The sequence below is a fragment of the Panacagrimonas sp. genome (assembly GCF_965216805.1).
Classification (GTDB): domain Bacteria; phylum Pseudomonadota; class Gammaproteobacteria; order Nevskiales; family Nevskiaceae; genus Panacagrimonas.
On record NZ_CBDCGN010000002.1, the window covers coordinates 2,643,534 to 2,663,577 of the forward strand.

A 20,044-nucleotide genomic window follows, 5' to 3' on the forward strand; every position below is an offset into this window, starting at 1 on the left:
ATGCCCGACCTGAATCCCCTGCGCCTGTCCGCGACCGCCATGACGGCCGCGCTGCGCGCGCGCAAGCTCACTTCACGCACGTTGGTGGACGCCCACATCGCGCGCATCGTCGCCGTCAACCGCCGCATCAACGCCATGGTGCAGTTTCGTTTCGACGAGGCGCGCGTCGAGGCCGATGCCGCCGACCAGCGCCTGCAGACCGAAGACCCGACGACATTGCCGCCGCTGCTGGGCGTGCCCTGCACGATCAAGGAGAACTTCGCGTTTCCGGGCTATCCGCAGGTATCCGGGATGGTGGCGCGGCGCAAGGCGGTGGCCACCGAGTCCGCACCCACCGTGCAGCGCCTGCGCGAGGCCGGCGCCATCGTGCTCGGTTTCTCCAACACGCCGGAGCTGTGCATGTGGATGGAGACCCACAACCGCGTCTACGGCCGCACCGGCAACCCCTACGACGAGCGGTGCATCGCCGGCGGCTCCAGTGGGGGCGAAGGCAGCCTGATCGGTGCGGGCGCCTCGCCCTTCGGGCTGGGCGCCGATGTCGGCGGCTCGATCCGCTTTCCCGCCTTCTTCAACGGCGTGTTCGGCCACAAACCCACGCCGGGCATCGTGCCCAACACCGGGCAATACCCGTTGCCGACCGGACAGATGAACTTCAACTGTGTCACCGGACCGATCACACGGCGCGCGCAGGACCTGTGGCCGCTGCTGAAGATTCTGGCCGGACCCGATGGCGTCGACCCGTTATGTCGCAGCGGCGCGCTCGGCGGAAATCCGGCGCGTGTCCAGCTCAAGAAGCTGCGCGTGCTGGCGATCCGTGACGACGGCAAGCGCGCGGTGGCCGCCGACATGATGCAGGCACAGCAGGACGCTACCGAATGGCTGGGCACGCAGACTCAAGGTTTGCGTTGGCTGCAACCGCAGGGGCTGCGACAAGCCTTCGAGATCTGGTCAGCGCTGATGCAGGCGGCCGAGCCCACACCTTTCGCCGAGCAGCTTGGCGAGGGCCGCCGCATCTCGGTACTCAAGGAACTGATCAAGTGGCCGCTGGGCATGACCGATCACACCCTGCCGGCCCTGGCCCTGGCCGCGCTGGAGATGCTGCCGATGCCGACCCAGCGCTTCGTCGAGGCCGGCCGCGCCCTCAAACAGGAACTGCTGGCCGCGCTGGGCGAGGACGGCGTGCTGCTGTATCCGCCCTACCCGCGCGTCGCGCCGCGGCACAACCGCCCGTTGCTGCGGCCGTTCGACTTCGCCTACTGCGGCATCATCAACGTGCTCGGCTTTCCCTCCACCCAGGTGCCGCTGGGTCTCAACGCGCAGGGCCTGCCGCTGGGCGTGCAGGTGATCGGCGCGCCGGGTCAGGACGCGCGGACCATCGCGGTGGCGATCGCGCTGGAAAAGCAGTTCGGCGGCTGGGTGCCGCCACCGGACATGCCCGGCTAACCGGCCCCGAGAAACAACTCGTAGGCCGGGTTGCCGGTCTCTTCGCTGTAGGGGTACCCCAGCGCATCGAGCGAGCGCCGGCATTCGGCGCGATCGCGTCGCGGCACCTGCAGGCCGCATAGCACGCGACCGTAGGCGGCGCCGTGGTTGCGGTAGTGGAACAGCGAGATGTTCCAGCGCCCGCCGACGGCGCCGAGAAAATCCACCAAAGCCCCGGGTCGTTCGGGGAATTCGAAGCGGAACAGGTGCTCATCGGCCAGGCCGGGCGCACGGCCGCCGACCATGAAGCGCACGTGCATCTTGGCCATCTCGTTGCGGGACATGTCGACCACCGCCAGGCCGTGGCTGCGCAGCGCCTCGATCACCTGATCGCGCTCGCCCGGCGCGTCGCCGAGCCGGATGCCGGCAAACACGTGGGCGGCTTCCGGCGCCGAATAGCGATAGTTGAACTCGGTGATCACGCGGCGCCCAAGCAGCTTCAGGAACTGCTTGAAGCTGCCGGGCTGCTCCGGGATGGTCACCGCCAGCAGGGCCTCGGCCTCATCGCCCAGCTCGGCGCGCTCGGCGATGTGGCGCAGGCGGTCGAAATTGACGTTGGCACCGGAGACGATGGCGCACAGGTTCTGGCCGCTGATCCCGTGCTCCGCCACCCAGCGCTTGACCCCGGCCACACCCAGCGCGCCGGCGGGTTCGGGGACGGCGCGGTTCTCGTAGAACATGTCGCGGATCGCCGCGCAGATCTCGTCGATGGACACCCGCATCCATTGGTCCACCAGTTCGCGGCACACGCGAAAGGGTTCGGCGCCGGCCTGTTTCACCGCCACGCCGTCGGCAAACAGACCCACCTGGCCGAGTTTCACTCGTCGCCCCGCGCTCAGCGCCTGGGCCATGCAGTCGGAGTCCTCCGGCTCCACCGAGATCACCTGGGTCCGCGGACTCACATGCTTGACCCAGGCGGCGACGCCGGCGAGCAGACCACCGCCACCGGTACACACGAAGATCGCATCCAGCGATTGAAGGTTCAGGCTGGCCAGTTGCTCGAAAACTTCGCGCGCCACCGTGCCCTGACCGGCGATGACCTCGGGATCGTCATAGGGATGGATCAGCGTCATGCCGCGTTCGGTCGCGAGCTGTTCGGCATGTGCCTGCGCATCGTCGTAGGCGTCACCGTGCAGGATGGCCTTGCCGCCGAGCCGGCGCACCGATTCGACCTTGATCGTCGGCGTAGTCCGCGGCATCACGATCCAGGCCGGAATGCCCAGCGAGCGTCCCGCCAGCGCCACGCCCTGCGCATGATTGCCGGCCGAGGCGCAGATCACCCCGCGCGCACGCGCTTCGCTGTCCAGCCCGGCAATCTTGTTGTAGGCCCCGCGCAGCTTGAACGAATGCACCGGCTGCAGGTCCTCGCGCTTGAGCAGGATGCGATTGCCCAGGCGCTGCGACATCCGTGGCGCCTCCTGCAGAGGCGTGACCTGCGCCACCGCATAGACCCGCGTGGAAGCGGCTTCGATGCGGCGCGCATAGCGGTTAAGCAGATCGGTACGCGCGGCCTTGCGGCGGGCGGCGGTCGGACTGACAGGGGCATTCACGTCGACGTCTAAAGGCTGATGAGGCATGCGACGCGCGTACCGGCCGGTCTCATGCGGGTTGGGGGGCCGTATGATAGCGGCCCTGTCGAATCTCCCAGACTGCAGATGTCCGATGTCATTGCCTTCATCGGCGGCGGCAACATGGCCGCCAGCCTGATCGGCGGCCTCATCGCCGCACAGCACCCGGCCGGGCGCATCCGCGTGGCCGAGCCCGACCTTGCGCGTGCGCAGAGCCTGCGCGAGCACTTTGGCGTGAGCGTGCTGGCCGCCGCCGCGCCGATGCTGGACGGCGTCGACACCCTGGTTCTGGCGGTCAAGCCGCAGCAGATGGCCGTTGCGCTGCAGGGGCTGCAGGTAGCGCCCGGCACCTGCGTGGTGTCGATTGCCGCCGGTATTCGTCTGGAGCTGCTGCAAGGTCTGCTGGGACCGCAAGCGCATTACGTACGCAGCATGCCCAACACACCGGCCCTGTACGGCGCCGGCATCAGCGGCCTGTATGCCTCGCCGCAGACGCCTGACAGCGCCCGTGCGCGCGCCGAAACTGTGCTGCGCGCGGCCGGAGAAATCTGCTGGCTCGCCCGCGAAGAAGACCTGGACGCGGTGACCGCGGTATCCGGCTCGGGCCCGGCGTACTTCTTCCTGGTGGTTGAGGCCATGACCGACGCCGGCATCGCCCTGGGTCTGAGCGCCGAGACCGCCGCGCGTCTGGCCAAGCGCACCTGCATCGGCGCCGCACGCATGCTCGACGCCGGCGGCGCCGATGCGGCCGATGCTGCCGAACTACGCACCCAGGTCACCTCCAAGGGCGGCACCACCGAGGCGGCACTGCGCCAACTGGAAAGCGCCGGTTTGCGCCCCATGTTCCAGGCCGCCCTGGCAGCGGCAGCGCAGCGCTCGGCGCAACTGGGCGACGAACTTGCGCACAACGCTGCGCCCCCTCCTTCGTACTGATCGATCCTCTTATTCATGGGCGCCAACACCAGCAATGCGCTGTACTTCCTGATCTCCACCCTGCTCAATCTTTACCTGAGCGCGGTGCTGCTGCGGATCGTGCTGTCGGCCGTCCGCGCGGATTTCTACAACCCCATCTCGCAACTGGTGTGGAAGATCACCCAACCGGTGCTGGCGCCGTTGCGCAATGCGGTGCCGCGCTGGAAGCGCCTGGACACGGCGGCGGCACTGCTGCTGCTGCTGGTTTCCACCATCTACATTCACGTCACCATGTGGATGTTCGACATGAGCCTGGCCACCCTGGCTGGGGTGTTCTACGCCGTGCTCAAGGTGCTGGTGCTGGCCGGAAACGTTTACACCGTGACCCTGACGTTCCAGGCGATCCTGTCGTGGTTCGGACCCGGCGTGAACAACCCGGCATCCAATATCCTGTGGAGCATGAACGAGCCGGTGCTGCGCCCGATCCGGCGCCTGATCCCGTCGATCTCCGGGCTGGACCTGTCGCCGCTGTTCGCCATCATTGCGATCCAGGTCCTGGTGCGGCTGGTACCGCTGCCCAACCTGTTCCGCGCCGGCATTCTCGGTTGATGAACGCGGACGCCGGTCCGGGGCACTTCCCGGAAGACTCGGTGGGGCTGGTGCAGGCGCGCCGGGTGGCGGTGGAAACGTCGCTGGCGCTGGATTGCGGCCGCAGCCTGCCGCGCTTCGACCTGATGGTGGAAACCTATGGGGAGCTCAACGCTCAGGCCTCCAACGCGGTGCTGGTGTGTCATGCCCTGTCGGGAGATCATCATGCCGCCGGCTATCATCTGCAGAGCGACCGCAAACCGGGCTGGTGGGACAACTGCATCGGTCCGGGCAAGCCGATCGACACGCGCCGCTTCTTCGTGGTCAGTCTCAACAATCTCGGCGGCTGTCGCGGCTCCAGTGGACCCAATAGTTTCAACCCCGAGACCGGGCGACTGTGGGGCCCCGACTTTCCCTTGCTGACGGTGCGCGACTGGGTGCGCTCGCAAGCGATGCTGGCCGACGCACTGGGGATCCGGCAATGGGCGGTGATCATGGGCGGATCGCTGGGCGGCATGCAGGTGATGCAATGGGCCATCGACCTGCCCGAGCGCGTGCGTCATGCCTGCGTCATCGCGGCGGCGCCGAAGCTGTCGGCGCAGAACATCGCGTTCAACGAGATCGCGCGGCAGGCGATCCTGTCCGACCCCGACTTCCACGGCGGCCGCTTCTACGAGCACCAGACCATCCCTTCGCGCGGGCTCAAGCTGGCGCGCATGCTGGGACACATCACCTATCTGTCGGATGCCGCCATGCGCAGCCGGTTCGGCTCCGAGCTGAAGCTGGCGGCACCGTCGTTCAACTTCGATGTTGAATTCGAGGTGGAGAGCTATCTGCGCCACCAGGGGCAGTCGTTCGTGGACCGTTTCGACGCCAATACTTACTTGTTGATGACCAAGGCGCTGGATTACTTCGACCCGGCACGCGACTACGGCGATTCGCTGCCCGACGCCTTCCGCCGCGCCAGCGCGCGCTTCCTGGTGCTGGCGTTTTCCAGCGACTGGCGTTTCTCGCCCGCGCGTTCGCGCGAGATCGTCAGGGCGCTGGTCGACGCCGGCCGCGATGTCAGCTACGCACTGATCGATTCGCAGCTCGGGCATGACGACTTCCTGATGCCCATCCCCGAGTATCACCGCGTGCTGCATTCATTCCTGGATCGGGTCGCCAACGACATCGAAACGACGCGGGGTGCGCAATGAGCCTGCCTGCCGCCACTGCGCAGGGCCTGCGCGCCGACCTCGCGGTGATCAGCGAGTGGATCGAGCCCGGCAGCCGCATCCTCGATCTGGGTTGCGGCGACGGCACGCTGCTCGATCACCTGGCGCGTACGCGCCAGGTGCGCGGCTACGGTCTGGAGATCGATGCCGCCAACGTTTCGGCTTGTGTCGCGCGCGGTGTCAATGTGATCCAGGCCGATCTCGACGACGGCCTGCGCGATTTCGCCACCGATGCCTTCGACTACGTGCTGCTCACCCAGACCCTGCAGGCGCTGGTGCGACCCGACCAGGCGCTGACCGAAATCCTGCGTGTAGGCCGGCGCGCCATCGTCACCTTTCCAAATTTTGGTCACTGGCGCGTGCGCCTGCAGTTGCTGCGCGGGCGCATGCCGCTGACCTCTGCACTGCCCGATCAGTGGTACGAAACCCCGAACATCCATCTGTGCACGGTGCAGGATTTCGAGGCGTTGTGCGCCGAGCGCCACTGGACCTGCGTCCATCGCAGCCTGCTGGATCGCGCCCATCGGCAGGGCACGCGGATCACCGCGCTGCCCAATCTGTTTGCCGAGGTCGCGCTGTATCTGCTGGAGGACGAAAACTGATGCAGCGCGTGATCAGGCACTGGATGCAGGTGCTACTGGTGCCGGCCCTGCTCAGCGCCGCGTTCGCCGCCGCTGCGCAGTCCAGCGTGCAGGGCCGCGACGGCGTGGTGGTGCATTACGGCACGCTCAACACCAACAGCTTGGCCGCACCGGTGGCCAGGCGGCTCGGCGTGCAGCCCCGCAGCAGTCATGCGCTGATCACCCTGAGTCCGCGCAACGCCAGCGGCCAGGCGCTACGCGCAACCGCGAGCGGATCCGTACGCAGACTCACCGGACAGCGTCAGATCCTGAACTTTCGCGTCGTCGAAATGGACGGCGAACCCCAGGACCTGATCGCGGAATTCGAGATTCAAAACGGCGAGCATCTCAACTTCGAGATCGAGGTGGACACCGCCGGCTCGCCCTACCCCGTCGAGATTCGCTTCCGCCAGCAGTTCTATCGCGACTGAGTCTCAAGGACCGGCCGGCACTACGGCCCTGGGGCAATCCCGGGGTCAGGCGCTGGAGGATCCGGCTATCGGGGCCTGGACGATGCAGGGCACCATCCGGCAAACGTCTGATCAGCGCTCAGGTGAAGACTTGAAGTGGCGCCGATTCCACACTGCGCTGCGAGCGAACGGATTCCAGGCTTGGTTGTTCGTACGCCGGTTTTCGCGCCAGAATCCGGCCAGAGTGAGGGGTGCCCGCATATCGCCGGACATCGGAACAGAAGAGGAGACCCGGCATGTCGGACGTCTTTTCCAGCGCAGGGCGTGTTCACGACGACTCCACCTACATCACGCCGCTGCTGAGCGAGATCGCCGCACAGGCGGCGCAGGCCGATGCAACGCGTTCGGTCTCGGCCGATTTGATCGCCCGCATCAAGCAGAACGACATCATGCGCATGTCGGCCAGCCCCGAGATCTCGGGGCTGGACCAGAGCATCGTCAACATCGGCAACGAGCTTCGTGCAATCGCGGCGCATTGCGGCTCGACCGCGTGGTGCCTGTGGAATCACCTGTGCACCTTGCATCACTTCGTTGGCCTGCTCGGGCCGGAGCACACGAAGCGGCTCGGTGAGGCGGTGGCAAAGCGGGAGTGGTTCTGCTTTCCGGCCGGCGCCTCTTCGCAGGTCATGGGCGTCCGGAACGGCACCACCACCACACTCAGCGGGGTGGCCGCCTTCGGCTCGGGAGGACGCTACGCCGAGTGGGCAGGCGTCGTGTTCATGGTCGAAGGCACCGAGGTGCCTTGCTTCGCACTGGCCGATCTGCGCAGCCCGCAGGTCCGCATCCGCGAAACCTGGGACGGCATGAGCGTGCGCGCCTCGGCCACCGATCACATCCACTACGAAGGCCTGGTCGTGCCCAACACGCACATCGCGGCGTGGCCGCTCAGGCACCGCGAGCAGCTTCGCGATCCCGCCTATCCGGTGATTCACGCTCGCTACCGCGAGGACTGGGTCGGGCTGGCGGTGCTGTGGCTCGGCGCCATGGCCACCGGCGTCGCCGAAGTCTCGTTGCGCGAGACCATCGACGGCATCCGTGATCGCATCGCGATCCTCGGTACCCGCATGGCGGATCGGCCAACCATCCACGTCAACCTTGGCCGCGCCCGCGCGCTGATCAACGCTGCGACCGACACCGTCTACGCCGCGATGGTCGAAACCGACGCCCGCATCGCCGCGCGCCAGCCGCCGACCGAAGCGGACTACTTCCGCCAGGCCTCGGCCGGCATGCAGGCGGTGCACCTGTGCGACGAAGCCATGCGACTGGTGCTGCGCGTGCTCGGCGGCAACGGCCTGCGCGAGGGCAGCGCCTTCGAGCGTCGCTATCGCGACTTTCAGGCGATGCCGCTGCACATCCTGGGACACATCGACCGCGTCACCGAACAGATGGGCCGCATCGCCCTGGGGCTCGACTCGCAGAATCCCCTTTAACCGCCGGCCTGCAGCAGACCGCTGCCACGGGCCACGTGGCAACGGTTCTTGCCTGCGCGCTTGGCGATGTACATGGCCTCATCCGCGGCGTGGATCAATCCTTCGATCAAGACCAGGGGTTCGGCGCCTTCGGCGGCCGACTCCGGAAAGCAGGCGATCCCGATACTCGCGCCCAGCTGCGCCATCGGGCCGTCGCCACTGTCCGGGTTCACGCAGAAGGGCTCGCGCAGGGCCCTGCAGATCTGTTCGCCCAGGCGTTGCGCGTCATCGGATTCAGCGCCGTCCATGATCACCGCAAACTCGTCCCCACCGATACGGGCACAGGTATCGGAGTGGCGCACCACGTTCTGCAAGCGCGAGGCGACGACCTGGAGCGCGCGGTCGCCGGCAGGATGACCGTAACGGTCGTTGACCGGCTTGAAGCCGTCCAGATCGATATACAGCAGGGAAAACCCTTTGCGCTGACGTTGTGCGCGGCGGACGGCTTGATCGATGCGATCCATGAACAGCAGTCGATTGGGTAGCCGGGTGAGTGCATCGTGTCCGGCCTGGTGTCGCGCCAGCTCCTCCAGCCGCTTGCGCTCGGCCACTTCGGCTTGCAGCTCGGCGTTGCGCTGTTTGAGTTGCGCCAGCAAGTCCTTCAGCGCGCGCTTGCCGTGGTACAGGTCCAGAAACACCCGCACCTTGGACAGCAGGATGACATCGTTGACCGGCTTGGCAATGTAGTCGACGGCGCCGTGCCGGTAACCCTTGAGGCGGTTGAGATCGTCGCGATAGGCGGCGGTGACGAAAATGATCGGCGTGTCGCGCGTACGCTCGTCGTCGGACAGCAGCGCGGCCACCTCGAAACCGTCGATGTCGGACATCTGCACATCGAGCAGAATCAACGCAAAATCGTGGTCGAGCGTGGCGGCCAAGGCGGCATTGCCGGACGCGACCTCCACCAGCTGCGCTCCGGTGCCGCGCAACAGCAATCGCATGGCGACCAGATTGGCCGGGGTATCGTCCACCACCAGAATCTTCGCCGCTGGCGGTGCCGGTCCCGTCGGCTGTGCTTCGATCGACATCCCTTGCTTTCCCTCCGGCTGACCCTGAATAAAGCGTCAGGCTATGCGATCTGCGACGCCTCCCGCCAACCTCGCGCCGTCCGCAGGGTGACAACGCACGGACACCGATGGGTGCCGTGTGCACCCGGCCGCCCCGGCCTCCTGGAACCTGGCCAAAAAACTGTTGCGCTCCGCCGAACGCGAACTGCCTTCGCTCGCGACGGTTTTTTGGACAGGTTCTCAGATCCAGACTTGCAACTGCGACACCAGCCGATCCAGGTCGATGGGCTTGGGGCAGTAGTCATTGGCACCGGCGTCCAGGCATTTCTCGCGGTCGCCCTTCATCGCCTTGGCGGTGACTGCAATGATCGGTAACCGCGCGCGCTCGGGCAGCGCCCGGATGCGGCGGATCGCCTCATAGCCGTCCATGCCCGGCATCATGATGTCCATCAGCACGAGGTCGATGTCGCTGCGACTCTCCAGCAGCGCCAGCGACTTGTGCCCGTCCTGAGCCACCACCACATTGAGGCCGTAGCCGCGCAGTGCCTTGGACAGCGCGAAAACATTGCGCATATCGTCGTCCACCACCAGTACGGTCTTGCCCGCCAGATCGGCGACGGGCGCATGCGCCTGCGGCCGCGCCAGCGTAGCGTCATTGTTGCGCTTGATCGCGCGGAGGAACAACGCCACCTCGCCGAGCAGGCGCTCCGACGAGCGCGCGTCCTCGATGACGATGCTGCCGGTGAATTCGCGCAGCTGCAGATGTTCTTCCGGGTTGAGCCGGCGATGCGAGTGAATCACCACCGGCGGCAGACGGCCGACGCCGGCAGCGCGCACCAGCAGGTCCAGTCCCCGCTCGTCGCCCAGATCAGGGTCCAGCACCAGACCGTCAAAGGTCTGCGTACGCAGGGCCTGCAGCGCTTCGTCCACGCTGGCGGCTTCCACGACCTGCTGCACTTCGCCCATCAGCAACCGCACCAGCTGCTGACGCGCGCCGGCATCGTCGTCGACCAACAGGACACGGCGCGGCAACTCGGCCTGGCCGGCACCGATGCGTTCCAGCACGTCGATCACCGCCTCGCGCGTCACCGGCTTGTGCAGAAAGCCGGCGGCGCCGAGCGCCATGCCGCGCTCGCTGTCTTCGCGGCCGGAGACGATGTGGACCGGCAGCTCGCGCGTCAGCGGGTCGCGTTTGAGCGCCTCCAGCACGGCCCAGCCGCTGATGTCGGGTAGACCGATATCCAGCAGCACACCGAGCAGCCGACCGCGACGCGCAAGGTCCAGTGCGGCACGTCCGCTGTCGACGCAGATCGCTTCCAGCCCGCGCCGCCGGGCGATACCCGCCAGCACTTCGGCCATCTCGGCATCGTCCTCGACAATCAGCAGCGCCGGCGGCCCGCTCGGCATCGCGATCTGCTCCGCCGTCGCGCCGTCAGCATCGGTGGCCGCCGCCATGGCGGCAGGAAGCTCTGGCGCAGCGGCGGGCGCAACGACCGCGACGGACTGCGCAGGAGCGGTTTCCTGCGACACCGGTAGCGGCAACAGTAAGGAGAACTCGGAGCCCTCGCCCTCGCGGCTTTACACCTTGACCTCGCCGCCGAGCAGACTTGCCATGCCGCTGACGATGGACAGCCCCAGGCCGGTGCCGCCATAGCGTCGGGCAGTGCCGCTGTCGGCCTGTTCGAAGGCTTCGAACACCCGTTCGAGCTTGTCCTGTGCGATGCCGATGCCGGTATCACGCACGCTCAGCCGCAGGTGCTCGCCGTCACGGCTCGCGCTCAGGGTGACGCCGCCGCGATGCGTGAACTTGAGCGCGTTGGACAGCAGGTTGCCGAGAATCTGCGACAGCCTCGCGCCGTCGCTATGGATTTGCGCGGGGACGTCCTCCTGCACCTGCACCACAAACTCCAGATCGCGCTGCGTCGCCAGCGGGCGGTAGCGCGCCGCCAGCACCCGCAGGCAGTCGCGAATGTTCACGTCCTCCAGACTGAGCTGCAACTTGCCCGCCTCGACCTTGGACAGGTCGAGAATGTCGTTGATCAGGCCCAGCAGGCTCTGGCCGCTGTCGTGAACGATCCGCGCGGACTCCACCTCCTCGGCGTTCAGATGGCCTTGCGCGTTGTCGGCCAGCAGCCGCGACAGGATCAGCATGGAGTTGAGCGGCGTGCGCAGCTCGTGCGACATGTTGGCCAGAAACTCGCTCTTGTAGCGACTGGCCCGCTCCAGATCGGCGGCCTTGCGCTCCAGTTCGAAGCGCGCCAGCTCCAGCTCCTTCTGGCGCTGGCTGAGCGCGCGCGTCTGTTCTTCGAGCATCTCGTTGGCGCGACGCAGTTCGCGCGACTGCTCGCGCATCTCGCGCTCCGACAGACTCAGCCGGCGGCCCTGCTCTTCAAGTTCGGTCGAACGCGCCCGCAGCGCCTCGTTGACCGCGCGCAGCTTGTCCTGCTGGGTGCGCAGGGCCTCTTCGGAAGCGTGCAATGCCTCGGTTCGAGCCTGGCTTTCAGCCAGCAGCTCGCGGGTCTTGAGGCTGCGCGACAGCGAGTACCAGGCCAGACCGGTGGTCACCAGCACCTCGTCCACCAGCGCCCGGTCCTGCGGACGCAGGTCACGCAGCAGACCGAGTTCGATCACCGCCACGGCCTGGCCGCGCGCGGTGAGCGGAAACAACGCCAGCGCATGCGGCAGGGAGGCCCCCAACGCCGACACCACGCGCAGATAGCCTTCCGGCACCGGCGTCAGTTCGATGGCCCGACGCTCGACGATGGTTTGCCCCACCAGACCTTCGCCCAGACGGAATCGTCTCTGCGTGGCGGCCATGTCGGGCAGGCCGTAGGCACCGATCCATTCGAGCAGGGCGCTGTCCTCGTTCCAGCGATAGGCCAGCCCGTAGCCCGCGTCGAGTACACCGCACAGGCGTGCCAGCAGGGTTTCGGAAAATTCCGATTCGCTCGAACAGCCCTGCAACGCGGACAGGATGCGCGCCGACTGTTCGGCGACCCACTCGCGGCGGCCCTGCTCGACGCTGGCCGTACGCAGCCGTTCCAGCGCCGCCGACATGACCCCGACCTCGTCGCCGCGATGACCGAACGGGACCGATACCGGATCCTTGCCGGCCAGGCGCGGCGCCAATGCGGCCAGCTCCGACAGCGGCTGCCCCAGCACCCGATGCAGGGTGCGCACCGCTCGCAGACCGGTGAACCAGCCCACCAGCAACAGCCCCAGCGTCAGTGCCAGCGCAAATTTTTCCCGTCGTACCAGCTCGGCCTCGCGCTCGGCCAGGAAGCTGCGTTCCTGCCCGATCACCTCGGCACAGAGTTCCTTGATGGCATCGATCAGGCGCTTGTCCACGTCGATGCCGTCGGCCCCCATGTCCGAGGCGATGGCGGCCGCGCCCTGCAGGCGCGGCGTCGCCACCTGCTCCTGCCACGCACGCATCAGATCCTCGACGCGCCGCAATCGCCCCTGTTGTCGCGCGTTGTCTTCGAGCAGACCGTAGAGCTGCGAGGACAGGGTCTCGAACTGCTGCACACCCTCGGTGTAGGGCTCCAGGTAGGCGCGCCGGCCGCTGAGGACGAAACCGCGTATGCCGGTCTGCTGGGCAATGGCCTCGGCGCGCAGCGCTTCGGCCAGTTCGATCACCAGGTGGGTATGATTGGTCCAGGCCCGTGCCTGCGCCAGCTCGCGCTGCGCCAGCAGAAAACTCAGGCAGCCCAGGGTGAGCACCACCAGCTGCACCGACACGGTCACCACCAGCTTGCCCCTGACCGGCAGGGACTCGAACCAGCGGCTGGCGTTGTCGATCAAGCCTTAGCGCCCTTGACCGACGGCCAGGCGGGTGCGGATGAAATCGGCGTGCGGGACATACAGCAGATCGGCAATCTGCCGCAAAAGGTGTTCCTCGTGGGCGTCGACATGGCCGTCGGCATGCGCCACCCGCCACAGCCAGGCCATGAGCGCGCGTTTGTCGTCGGCCGACAAGTCCTGATTGAGCCGCGACACCGGGCCGTGCAGCGATACGGCCTCTCGCGCGCTGCGCTCGGCGTCGGCAATCAGCTCGTCCAGCTCCCCCGCAGGCAGACCCAGCTCATCGCCGAGCAGGCGGCGGATCTCGGCCAGCTCCACCGGCTGACGTTCGAAATCGGCGCGTGCGCATTCGAGCAACAGCACGGCGATGGCGACTTCCCGGGGCGGGTGCGGCTGCGGGTCGGGTGCTGCCAGCCGCGACAGCCATTGCTTGAGCATGGTGCGCTCCGGTTGAATGGGCTCAGAACGCCAGGCCGAAGCGCAGGTTGAAAGAGTCGCGATCGCCGACGCGCTCGTATTCCGGTGTGATCCCGATCGGCGCCGACACGCGCAGGCCCACGAACACGCGCGACTCTTCCACGTCCTCGTCTTCGAGGCCGAACTGCGGATCGGCTTCCAGCTGACCCCAGACATAGCCGACGCCAGCGTAAGGAGTCAGCGGACCAAAGCCTTTGGATACGGAAATATCCAGGCCGTAGGAGTCGTAGTCCACGTCGTCCAGACCGCTGAGCGAGGTGAAGCTGCCGCGCAGTCCCACTGCGGGCGTGGCGATCCCCCCGTCGATCAGCGCGTAGCGCAGCTCCGCACCGAGCAGCCGGCCATCGCTGCCGGGCACGGTGGCGTAACTGGCGCCGACATCGACGCCGAACGGCAGGCCTTTCTGCGCGATCAGGCCTACCAGGCCGATCTCGTCGATGTCCTCGCCGGTCAGGCGCTGCCAGGCGCCGCTGTCGTCGGTGGGCACGTAGATGGCAAACGCGCCAATGCCGAAGCCGGTAATGCCACCCGGCTCCGCCGGCGTCAGCGCCTTGCCATTGAGCAGCGCGCCGACGTCCTTGGACACCTCGCGGAAATCGTTCTGGTTGGGCGCGTCGACGATATCGAAATCGAAATCCAGCGCATGCGCGGGCAGGCACGTGAACAGCGCCGCGGCGGTCGCGATTCTCCGTAGATGGCAATACATGGCGATAGGCTCCAGGGTCTTTTTGTGGTGCGGCGCAGTGTAATGGCATGGCGTGGGCATCGCTGTTACAGCGCAGACCCCAGCGCGCACCGACTGGTCCCACTGCTCAGCCCGCAAAGCTCCGCCGTAGAAACGGCATCGCGGCTTCCTGTACGTCCTGCAGTCGGCCGTGGAACAGATGGCCGGCGCCGTCCACCACCACCCATTCCGGCGCCGGGTCGTACTCCGCCGCGGCGGCCACGGTGTCTTCGTAGGCCACGATGTCGTCGTCGCGCGAATGCAGAATTCGCCAAGGACAGCCTGGATGCGGAGGATTCTGCGTTTGCTCCAGATAGCGGCCGAACGGCGGCGCCACGCTCAGCAGGGCGACGGCACCCGCCTGCGATGCCGCCTTGAGTGCCACGTAAGCTCCGAACGAAAACCCCGCCAGCAGCAGTGGCACACCGGGGACTTGCGAGCGCATCCACTGCACCACCGTCAGACAGTCCACGGTTTCGCCGCGCGTGTGGTCGTGCGAGCCCTGGCTGCGGCCGACGCCACGAAAATTGAAGCGGGCTACCGCCAGATCCTGCTTCAGCGCGCAGGACGCCAGGGTGTAGACCACCTTGTTGCTCATGGCACCACCGTGCAGCGGATGCGGATGGCACACCACCGCCACGCCGCGCGGCACGTTGCGCGGCATCGCCAGCAGACACTCGATGGCGCCAGCCATGCCGGGAATCAGGCCCGAGGCGGTCTCGCCCGCGCCCGGCAGTGCCAGTTCGTCGCTCACAGGTCCGGTGTCCAGCGGCGGCGACGGCGCCCCTGCGCCAGCACTTGCGAGGCGATCAGACCCATGAGCAGGCCGACCAGGAACAAGGCCGCCCCGGTGAAGAACTCGCTCCAGGTGTAGCCGTCGTCGTCAGCGGTCGGCGCGGGTGTCGCTGCAGCCGGCCGCGGCGCAGCACCGACTCCAACGGTGGACGCGTTCGCCGCCGTTCGCAGGCGCTGGACTTCCAGTTCAAGTTGGCGCACCCGTGCCTGCTGGTCGGCCAGGCTGGCGGAGACCGCGGCCAGTTTCTCGCGCGCGGCGGGCTGGTCGGTGAGGTAGCGTGTCAGTACCCAGCCCTCCCGGCCGGGGCCGACACGCACGCGCGAATAGCCGCTGGCCTCGTCACTTTCGATCAGTTCCACGCGCGCGCCGGATTTGATCAGCGCTACCACTTCGGCCGCCATGCCCTTGTCCTGGCGCAAGGTCACGGCAGTTTCATCGCTGATGTAGCGCGTGGTCGGGGCGGGCTCCTGGCCCAGCGCGGTCCAGGCGATCGACCACAGCAGCAGCATCCATCCAAACCGCACGCAACTCTCCCGGCACTCGTCTCGTCTAGCCTGCAAGTCTAGCCCGCATTTCTCACAGGGTCGCCTTCGATCCCGGTGGTCGTTGCCGGTTTTGTGGAAGTTTTCATTCGGAAGGCGATGAAGAGTGTCGAACGGATCGAAGGCTGATCGGCGCTGGCCTGTCTGCGGTGCCACCGGCTTGGGCTTCACTCAACCGATGGGCAGTTCCGCCACGGTGCCGCGAGCTCAGCGAGCGTGGGTGCGGGCGGGACTGCAGCGCCGGCTCGCACCCCCACGGCTGCGCAGTCACCGTGTCGTCGGCGCACCATCGGTTTCGTTCCAGCCCGGCGCCGCTGACATCCTCGACGTACGGCCATCGCTCGGTCCCCCTGCGAGAAATGCGGGCTGACGAATATGACCCCGCTTGCCGTTTGCCGCGGAAGCAGACAGCCTTGCGCGCCGTGACGCTCCCTCAAATGTCTTCGATGTCCTTTGCCAGTACCGCCCTGCCGGCCCTGGATCTGCGCAGCCTCGCGGTCCTGCGCGCCAGCGTCGGCCTGTTCCTGCTGATCGACGCCTTGTCGCGCCTGGCTGGCGCCGGTCTGCTGTACGCCGATATCGGCCTGCTCCCGCGCCGCCACCTGCTGGACCTGCTGGAACCGGCGCAGTGGTCGCTATACCTGATCAACGGCAGTGTGCCGTTCGCCAGTCTGCTGCTGCTGCTGCAGGCGCTGGCAGCGGCATTTCTGATGTTCGGCCGCCATACCCGAGGCGCCGCGCTGCTGAGCTGGTTGCTGCTGGTGTCGGCGGCCGCCCGCAACCCGCTGGCGGTGACGCCGGCAGAGGCTTACCTGCTGGCGCTGCTGTCCTGGGGCCTGCTGTTGCCCTGGGGGCGCCGCTGGAGTCTGGACGGACCGGCGCCGGTCGATGCCCCGGAAGCGGAACCGGTTCACCGCTCGGTTGCCGCCGCGATACTCGGCCTGCACGTGCTGGCGCTACCGTTGCTTTACGCTCTGCGCGCCTGGCTCCAGCCTGGCGCCGGCGCCACCACGACCGCCTTGGTGCTGGCCATCGCCGTGGCGATCCTGCTGCTGGCGGCCCTGCCCGGTCTGCGCGGCTGGCCACGCCGCGTTGCGCTGGTGCTCTACATGGCCGGCGCCTTGGCCGTCGCGGCCTGGGGCGACTACGGCGCCCTGCCCTGGCTCGCGGCAGCGGCCAGCTTGGTCCTGCTGGAGCCTGGCAGCTGGCAGCTGCTCAACCGGCGTACCGAGCGGCGGCAGTGGCGTCTGTACGTGGAGACGCCTGCTGGGCCTGTGGAGCGCCGGCTCCAGTATCTGCAGGAGATGCTGGCCTTGCGCGCGATCCCCGTGCTCGCAGCCGACAGCAGCGCGCGCGTGCTCAGACTGATCCAGGGTGGGCATCACCTGGTACTGATCGATCACGACGACCGCGCGCACCTGGATGTGCAGGCGTTGCAACTGCTGCTGCAGATGTCGCCACTGACCTGGCCGCTGCGTCCGCTGCGAGCCGGCGCCTGGGCGGCGCGGCGCCTGGACGCCTGGCTGCCGCAAGGCGGCGCGACGGTGACTTCAACGCCGGTGCCGGTGGAGCCGGTGCGATCGCGCTGGCTGGCGGCAATCCTGATCGTGATCGGCGCCGCCAGTCTGGCGGCCCAGGCGAGCACCCTGCGCGACCCTGGCAGCGAACCGGCCGGCGCCCTGGTTGCAGTGCTGGCGCCGCTGGCATTGCAGCATCGCTGGCTGGATGCCGGCCGCACACCGGATGGCGATTCGCGCTGGCTGGCGGTGGTGGGCGAGCAGGCCGACGGGCGTCTGATCGACGCGCCGTCGCTGCGCCGCGACCCCGAAGGCAGCGCCCCCAACTACGGTCCGCATCAGATCGCGCTGGCGCCCGGCTTGCGCGGCCGTCTGTACGCACAGCGTCTGGCCGACAGTCGCCAGACCGGCCCGCGGCTCGCCTTGGCGCAGCGTCTGTGCCGTCGCCACGCCGATCAACTGGTCCGTCTGCGCGTGGTGCAGGTGCTGTCGCCATCGGCCCAACCGCAGTCCGCCGTCGCCGAACAGCGCGTGCTGCTACGCCACGAATGCATCGCGACGAACCGCGACGCGGGCCTGCCGTGATCGACACCGGCTCCCCTGAGCCGGCGTTTCCGTCGACTGCCAGTGGCAGTCGACGCCCGGCGAGCGGGTGGGGCTGGGGCCCCACCCCGGAGGTTGGCGGCATTGATTGATATTGGAGCCAGCGAGCCGGGGGTTTCGACGACTGCCGGTGGCAGTCGACGCCCGGTTAGCGGGCGGGGCTGGGGCCCCGCCCCCGGAGGTTGGCGGCATTGATTGATATTGGAGCCAACCTCGCCCACGAGACCTTCGCGCACGATCTCGACCACGTGCTGACGCAGGCCTGGGACGCCGGCGTGCAGGCCATCGTCGTCACCGGCAGTTGCATGGCCAGTTCGCGTCGCGCCCTGCTGCTGGCGCAGGCGCATCCCGGCCGTCTGTATGCCACTGCCGGCCTGCACCCGCATCACGCCGCCGAGTGGAGCCCGACTTGCGCCGCTAACCTGGGTGAGCTCGGCGCACACGAGCAAGTGGTGTCGCTGGGCGAATGCGGCCTGGATTACTTTCGTGACCTGGCACCGCGCCGGGCACAGCGCACAGCTTTCGTCGCGCAGCTGGAGTTGGCGGTGGCATTGCGCAAGCCAGTGTTCCTGCACCAGCGCGATGCGCATACGGATTTCGTCGCGGTCCTGCGGGAGTTCCGCTCCGCGCTGAGCGCGGTGTGCGTGCACTGCTTCACCGACACCGCCGAGGCCGCACAGGATTATCTGGCGCTGGACTGCCACATCGGCATCACCGGCTGGATCTGCGACGAACGCCGCGGCACGCACTTGCTGGAGGTGGTGCGAGACATTCCTGCAGCGCGCCTGCTGGTGGAAACCGACGCCCCCTACCTGCTGCCGCGCAACCTGCCGCGCGCGCTGCGGCCGGTCGACGGCCGTCGCAACGAGCCGCGCTTCCTGCCCTGGGTCGTGGCCAAGATCGCCGACGCGCGCGGTGAGAGCGCGGACCTCGTGGCCAGCCAGACCGCGAGAAACGCGCGCGCTTTCTTTGCTTTGGCGTAAGGCGGGTCGCGCCTGCCATCAGGCCGATCTGCCGAGCACGCTTGAGCCTCAGCCCTCGCAATCCGACGGCAACGGCGCCGGCGGCTCGGCAAGGGTGCTGCCACCGCGCAAAGTGGACAGCGACACGCGCCCGATCGCGGTCTGATCCAGGCTGCCCAGATAAAGGTGATCGCCGTGTTCGCGCACGCTGGTGATGGGCGCGTAGGCGTCGCCGTCGGCGAACTGGTACTGCTCCGCCACTTCGCCCTGCAGGTCGACGCCGAGCAGCATCGCGTGATGGTCGGGCGCGGGCATCAGGAACGCGGGCAGGCGCGCGACCACCGTGCGCCAGAAAGGGTGCGGCGCCAAGGTATCCAGCAATGCGTTGCGCGGCGCGTAAAGCGCGACCCAGAAGCGATCGCGCCCGTTGAACGTCAGGTTGTCGGGCAGGCCCGGCAGATTGTCGATGAATACCTCGGACGTGCCGGCCTGCTCGCCCTTGAGCCAGTAGCGCGTGACGCGGTACGCGCCGGATTCCGCGACCAGCACGTATTGCGCGTCCGGGCCCAAGGCCACGCCGTTGGCGAACTGCAAGCCGGCGAGCAAGGTCACGGCCTCGCCAAGTTCGGGGTCGTAGCGGAGCAGACGGCCACGCCCGCCGTGTTCCAGAACGTCCCGCAGATGCTCGCCGTAGCCGAATTTCCACGACGCGTCGGAAAAGTAGACGTATCCGCCCGGGTCCGCCGCAAGATCGTCGGCAAAGCCGAGCGCGATGCCGTCGGCGTCTTCGGCGAGGACGTCGACCTGGCCGTCCGCGCTCATGCCGAGCAGACCCTTGCGCGCGTCGGCGATGTGCAGATAGCCGTCCGCACCCGCCACCAGGCCCAGCGGCCGACCCTGGGTGTTGCCGACCACGGCGCAGCGTCCGTCGCGCGGATCGATGCGCAGGATGCTGCCGTCTTCCACGCCGGTGTAGAGGCGACCCGCGGAATCGAAAGCGATCGCCTCCGGACCGGCGACGGCGCCGTCGGCTATCCGCTGCACCGCGCGCAGGCGATCGTTGCGGGCAAATGTCCCTTGCTCCAGCGACGGCGCAATGCCCGGCGTCCACGCCACCGGCGCGATATCGACCGGCCACGCCAGGAGATACAACATCAGCAGCGCGGGTGGCAGGAAAAGGGCGGCGGATTTCAAGCTCGACACTCCACAAGGGGCAGCAAGGCGCACGATTGTGTCGATGCGGCCAGCGTAGGTCCACGCCGGCGTCGCTAAACTCGGCCGCGCCG

At 67.7% G+C, this 20,044-nt stretch carries 18 protein-coding genes; 9 read left to right on the forward strand and 9 right to left on the reverse strand.

Going from position 1 to position 20,044, the window contains the following annotated elements:
• Nucleotides 1–1,443 carry an amidase gene (locus ACOOHP_RS12475; RefSeq protein ID WP_420466748.1) on the forward strand — a complete coding sequence of 481 codons (1,443 nt, stop codon included), beginning with the start codon at nt 1–3 and terminating at the stop codon, nt 1,441–1,443.
• Here the strand turns inward: ACOOHP_RS12475 and ilvA are convergent.
• A complete protein-coding gene (gene ilvA, locus ACOOHP_RS12480) occupies nt 1,440–2,978 on the reverse strand; it encodes a threonine ammonia-lyase, biosynthetic (protein WP_420466983.1) in 1,539 nt (512 codons plus the stop codon). The genes ACOOHP_RS12475 and ilvA overlap by 4 nt on opposite strands.
• A gap of 159 nt (nt 2,979–3,137) precedes the next feature.
• On the opposite strand from ilvA, the gene proC reads away from it, so the two are divergent.
• The 6 genes from proC to ACOOHP_RS12510 all read left to right on the forward strand — a co-directional run bounded on the left by proC (nt 3,138) and on the right by ACOOHP_RS12510 (nt 8,287).
• Nucleotides 3,138–3,983, forward strand: a complete 846-nt coding sequence (proC, locus tag ACOOHP_RS12485; RefSeq protein ID WP_420466749.1) for a pyrroline-5-carboxylate reductase — start codon at nt 3,138–3,140, stop codon at nt 3,981–3,983.
• Nucleotides 3,984–3,998: 15 nt separating this feature from the next.
• Nucleotides 3,999–4,571, forward strand: a complete 573-nt coding sequence (locus ACOOHP_RS12490; RefSeq protein ID WP_420466750.1) for a YggT family protein — start codon at nt 3,999–4,001, stop codon at nt 4,569–4,571.
• Nucleotides 4,571–5,749, forward strand: coding sequence for a homoserine O-succinyltransferase MetX (gene metX / locus ACOOHP_RS12495; RefSeq protein ID WP_420466751.1), 1,179 nt, complete (start codon nt 4,571–4,573; stop codon nt 5,747–5,749). The genes ACOOHP_RS12490 and metX overlap by 1 nt, the downstream gene beginning before the upstream one ends.
• Entirely contained in the window at nt 5,746–6,369 is a 624-nt protein-coding gene (metW, locus tag ACOOHP_RS12500; RefSeq protein WP_420466752.1) for a methionine biosynthesis protein MetW, read from the forward strand. Before metX ends, metW begins: the two co-directional genes overlap by 4 nt.
• Nucleotides 6,369–6,818 (forward strand): DUF4426 domain-containing protein, encoded by a 450-nt coding sequence (locus ACOOHP_RS12505; protein WP_420466753.1) that lies wholly within the window; start codon nt 6,369–6,371, stop codon nt 6,816–6,818. The genes metW and ACOOHP_RS12505 overlap by 1 nt, the downstream gene beginning before the upstream one ends.
• Before the next feature lie 275 nt (nt 6,819–7,093).
• The gene (locus tag ACOOHP_RS12510) at nt 7,094–8,287 is read left to right on the forward strand and encodes an acyl-CoA dehydrogenase family protein (protein ID WP_420466754.1); all 1,194 of its coding nucleotides are present in this window, start codon (nt 7,094–7,096) and stop codon (nt 8,285–8,287) included.
• Here the strand turns inward: ACOOHP_RS12510 and ACOOHP_RS12515 are convergent.
• From ACOOHP_RS12515 to ACOOHP_RS12545, 7 genes are all read right to left on the reverse strand, one after another.
• Complete coding sequence (locus ACOOHP_RS12515; RefSeq protein WP_420466755.1) at nt 8,284–9,354, reverse strand: diguanylate cyclase; 1,071 nt, start codon at nt 9,352–9,354, stop codon at nt 8,284–8,286. The genes ACOOHP_RS12510 and ACOOHP_RS12515 overlap by 4 nt on opposite strands.
• Before the next feature lie 219 nt (nt 9,355–9,573).
• Nucleotides 9,574–10,788, reverse strand: a complete 1,215-nt coding sequence (locus tag ACOOHP_RS12520; protein WP_420466756.1) for a response regulator — start codon at nt 10,786–10,788, stop codon at nt 9,574–9,576.
• 123 nt (nt 10,789–10,911) lie between these two features.
• The gene (locus ACOOHP_RS12525) at nt 10,912–13,137 is read right to left on the reverse strand and encodes a CHASE3 domain-containing protein (RefSeq protein WP_420466757.1); all 2,226 of its coding nucleotides are present in this window, start codon (nt 13,135–13,137) and stop codon (nt 10,912–10,914) included.
• A 3-nt stretch (nt 13,138–13,140) separates the two neighbouring features.
• The gene (locus ACOOHP_RS12530; RefSeq protein WP_420466758.1) at nt 13,141–13,575 is read right to left on the reverse strand and encodes a TerB family tellurite resistance protein; all 435 of its coding nucleotides are present in this window, start codon (nt 13,573–13,575) and stop codon (nt 13,141–13,143) included.
• A 22-nt stretch (nt 13,576–13,597) separates the two neighbouring features.
• A complete protein-coding gene (locus tag ACOOHP_RS12535; RefSeq protein ID WP_420466759.1) occupies nt 13,598–14,320 on the reverse strand; it encodes a hypothetical protein in 723 nt (240 codons plus the stop codon).
• Nucleotides 14,321–14,426: 106 nt separating this feature from the next.
• On the reverse strand, nt 14,427–15,092 hold the full coding sequence (locus ACOOHP_RS12540) for an alpha/beta hydrolase (protein ID WP_420466760.1): 666 nt from the start codon (nt 15,090–15,092) through the stop codon (nt 14,427–14,429).
• Nucleotides 15,089–15,658, reverse strand: coding sequence for a TIGR04211 family SH3 domain-containing protein (locus ACOOHP_RS12545; protein WP_420466761.1), 570 nt, complete (start codon nt 15,656–15,658; stop codon nt 15,089–15,091). Before ACOOHP_RS12545 ends, ACOOHP_RS12540 begins: the two co-directional genes overlap by 4 nt.
• 464 nt (nt 15,659–16,122) lie before the next feature.
• On the opposite strand from ACOOHP_RS12545, the gene ACOOHP_RS12550 reads away from it, so the two are divergent.
• Both ACOOHP_RS12550 and ACOOHP_RS12555 read left to right on the forward strand, forming a co-directional pair.
• Nucleotides 16,123–17,778 carry a hypothetical protein gene (locus ACOOHP_RS12550; protein ID WP_420466762.1) on the forward strand — a complete coding sequence of 552 codons (1,656 nt, stop codon included), beginning with the start codon at nt 16,123–16,125 and terminating at the stop codon, nt 17,776–17,778.
• Between the two features lie 209 nt (nt 17,779–17,987).
• On the forward strand, nt 17,988–18,779 hold the full coding sequence (locus ACOOHP_RS12555) for a TatD family hydrolase (protein WP_420466763.1): 792 nt from the start codon (nt 17,988–17,990) through the stop codon (nt 18,777–18,779).
• Between the two features lie 48 nt (nt 18,780–18,827).
• Here ACOOHP_RS12555 and ACOOHP_RS12560 read toward each other — a convergent pair whose 3' ends face one another.
• Nucleotides 18,828–19,913 (reverse strand): SMP-30/gluconolactonase/LRE family protein, encoded by a 1,086-nt coding sequence (locus ACOOHP_RS12560; RefSeq protein ID WP_420466984.1) that lies wholly within the window; start codon nt 19,911–19,913, stop codon nt 18,828–18,830.
• Nucleotides 19,914–20,044 lie beyond the last annotated feature (131 nt).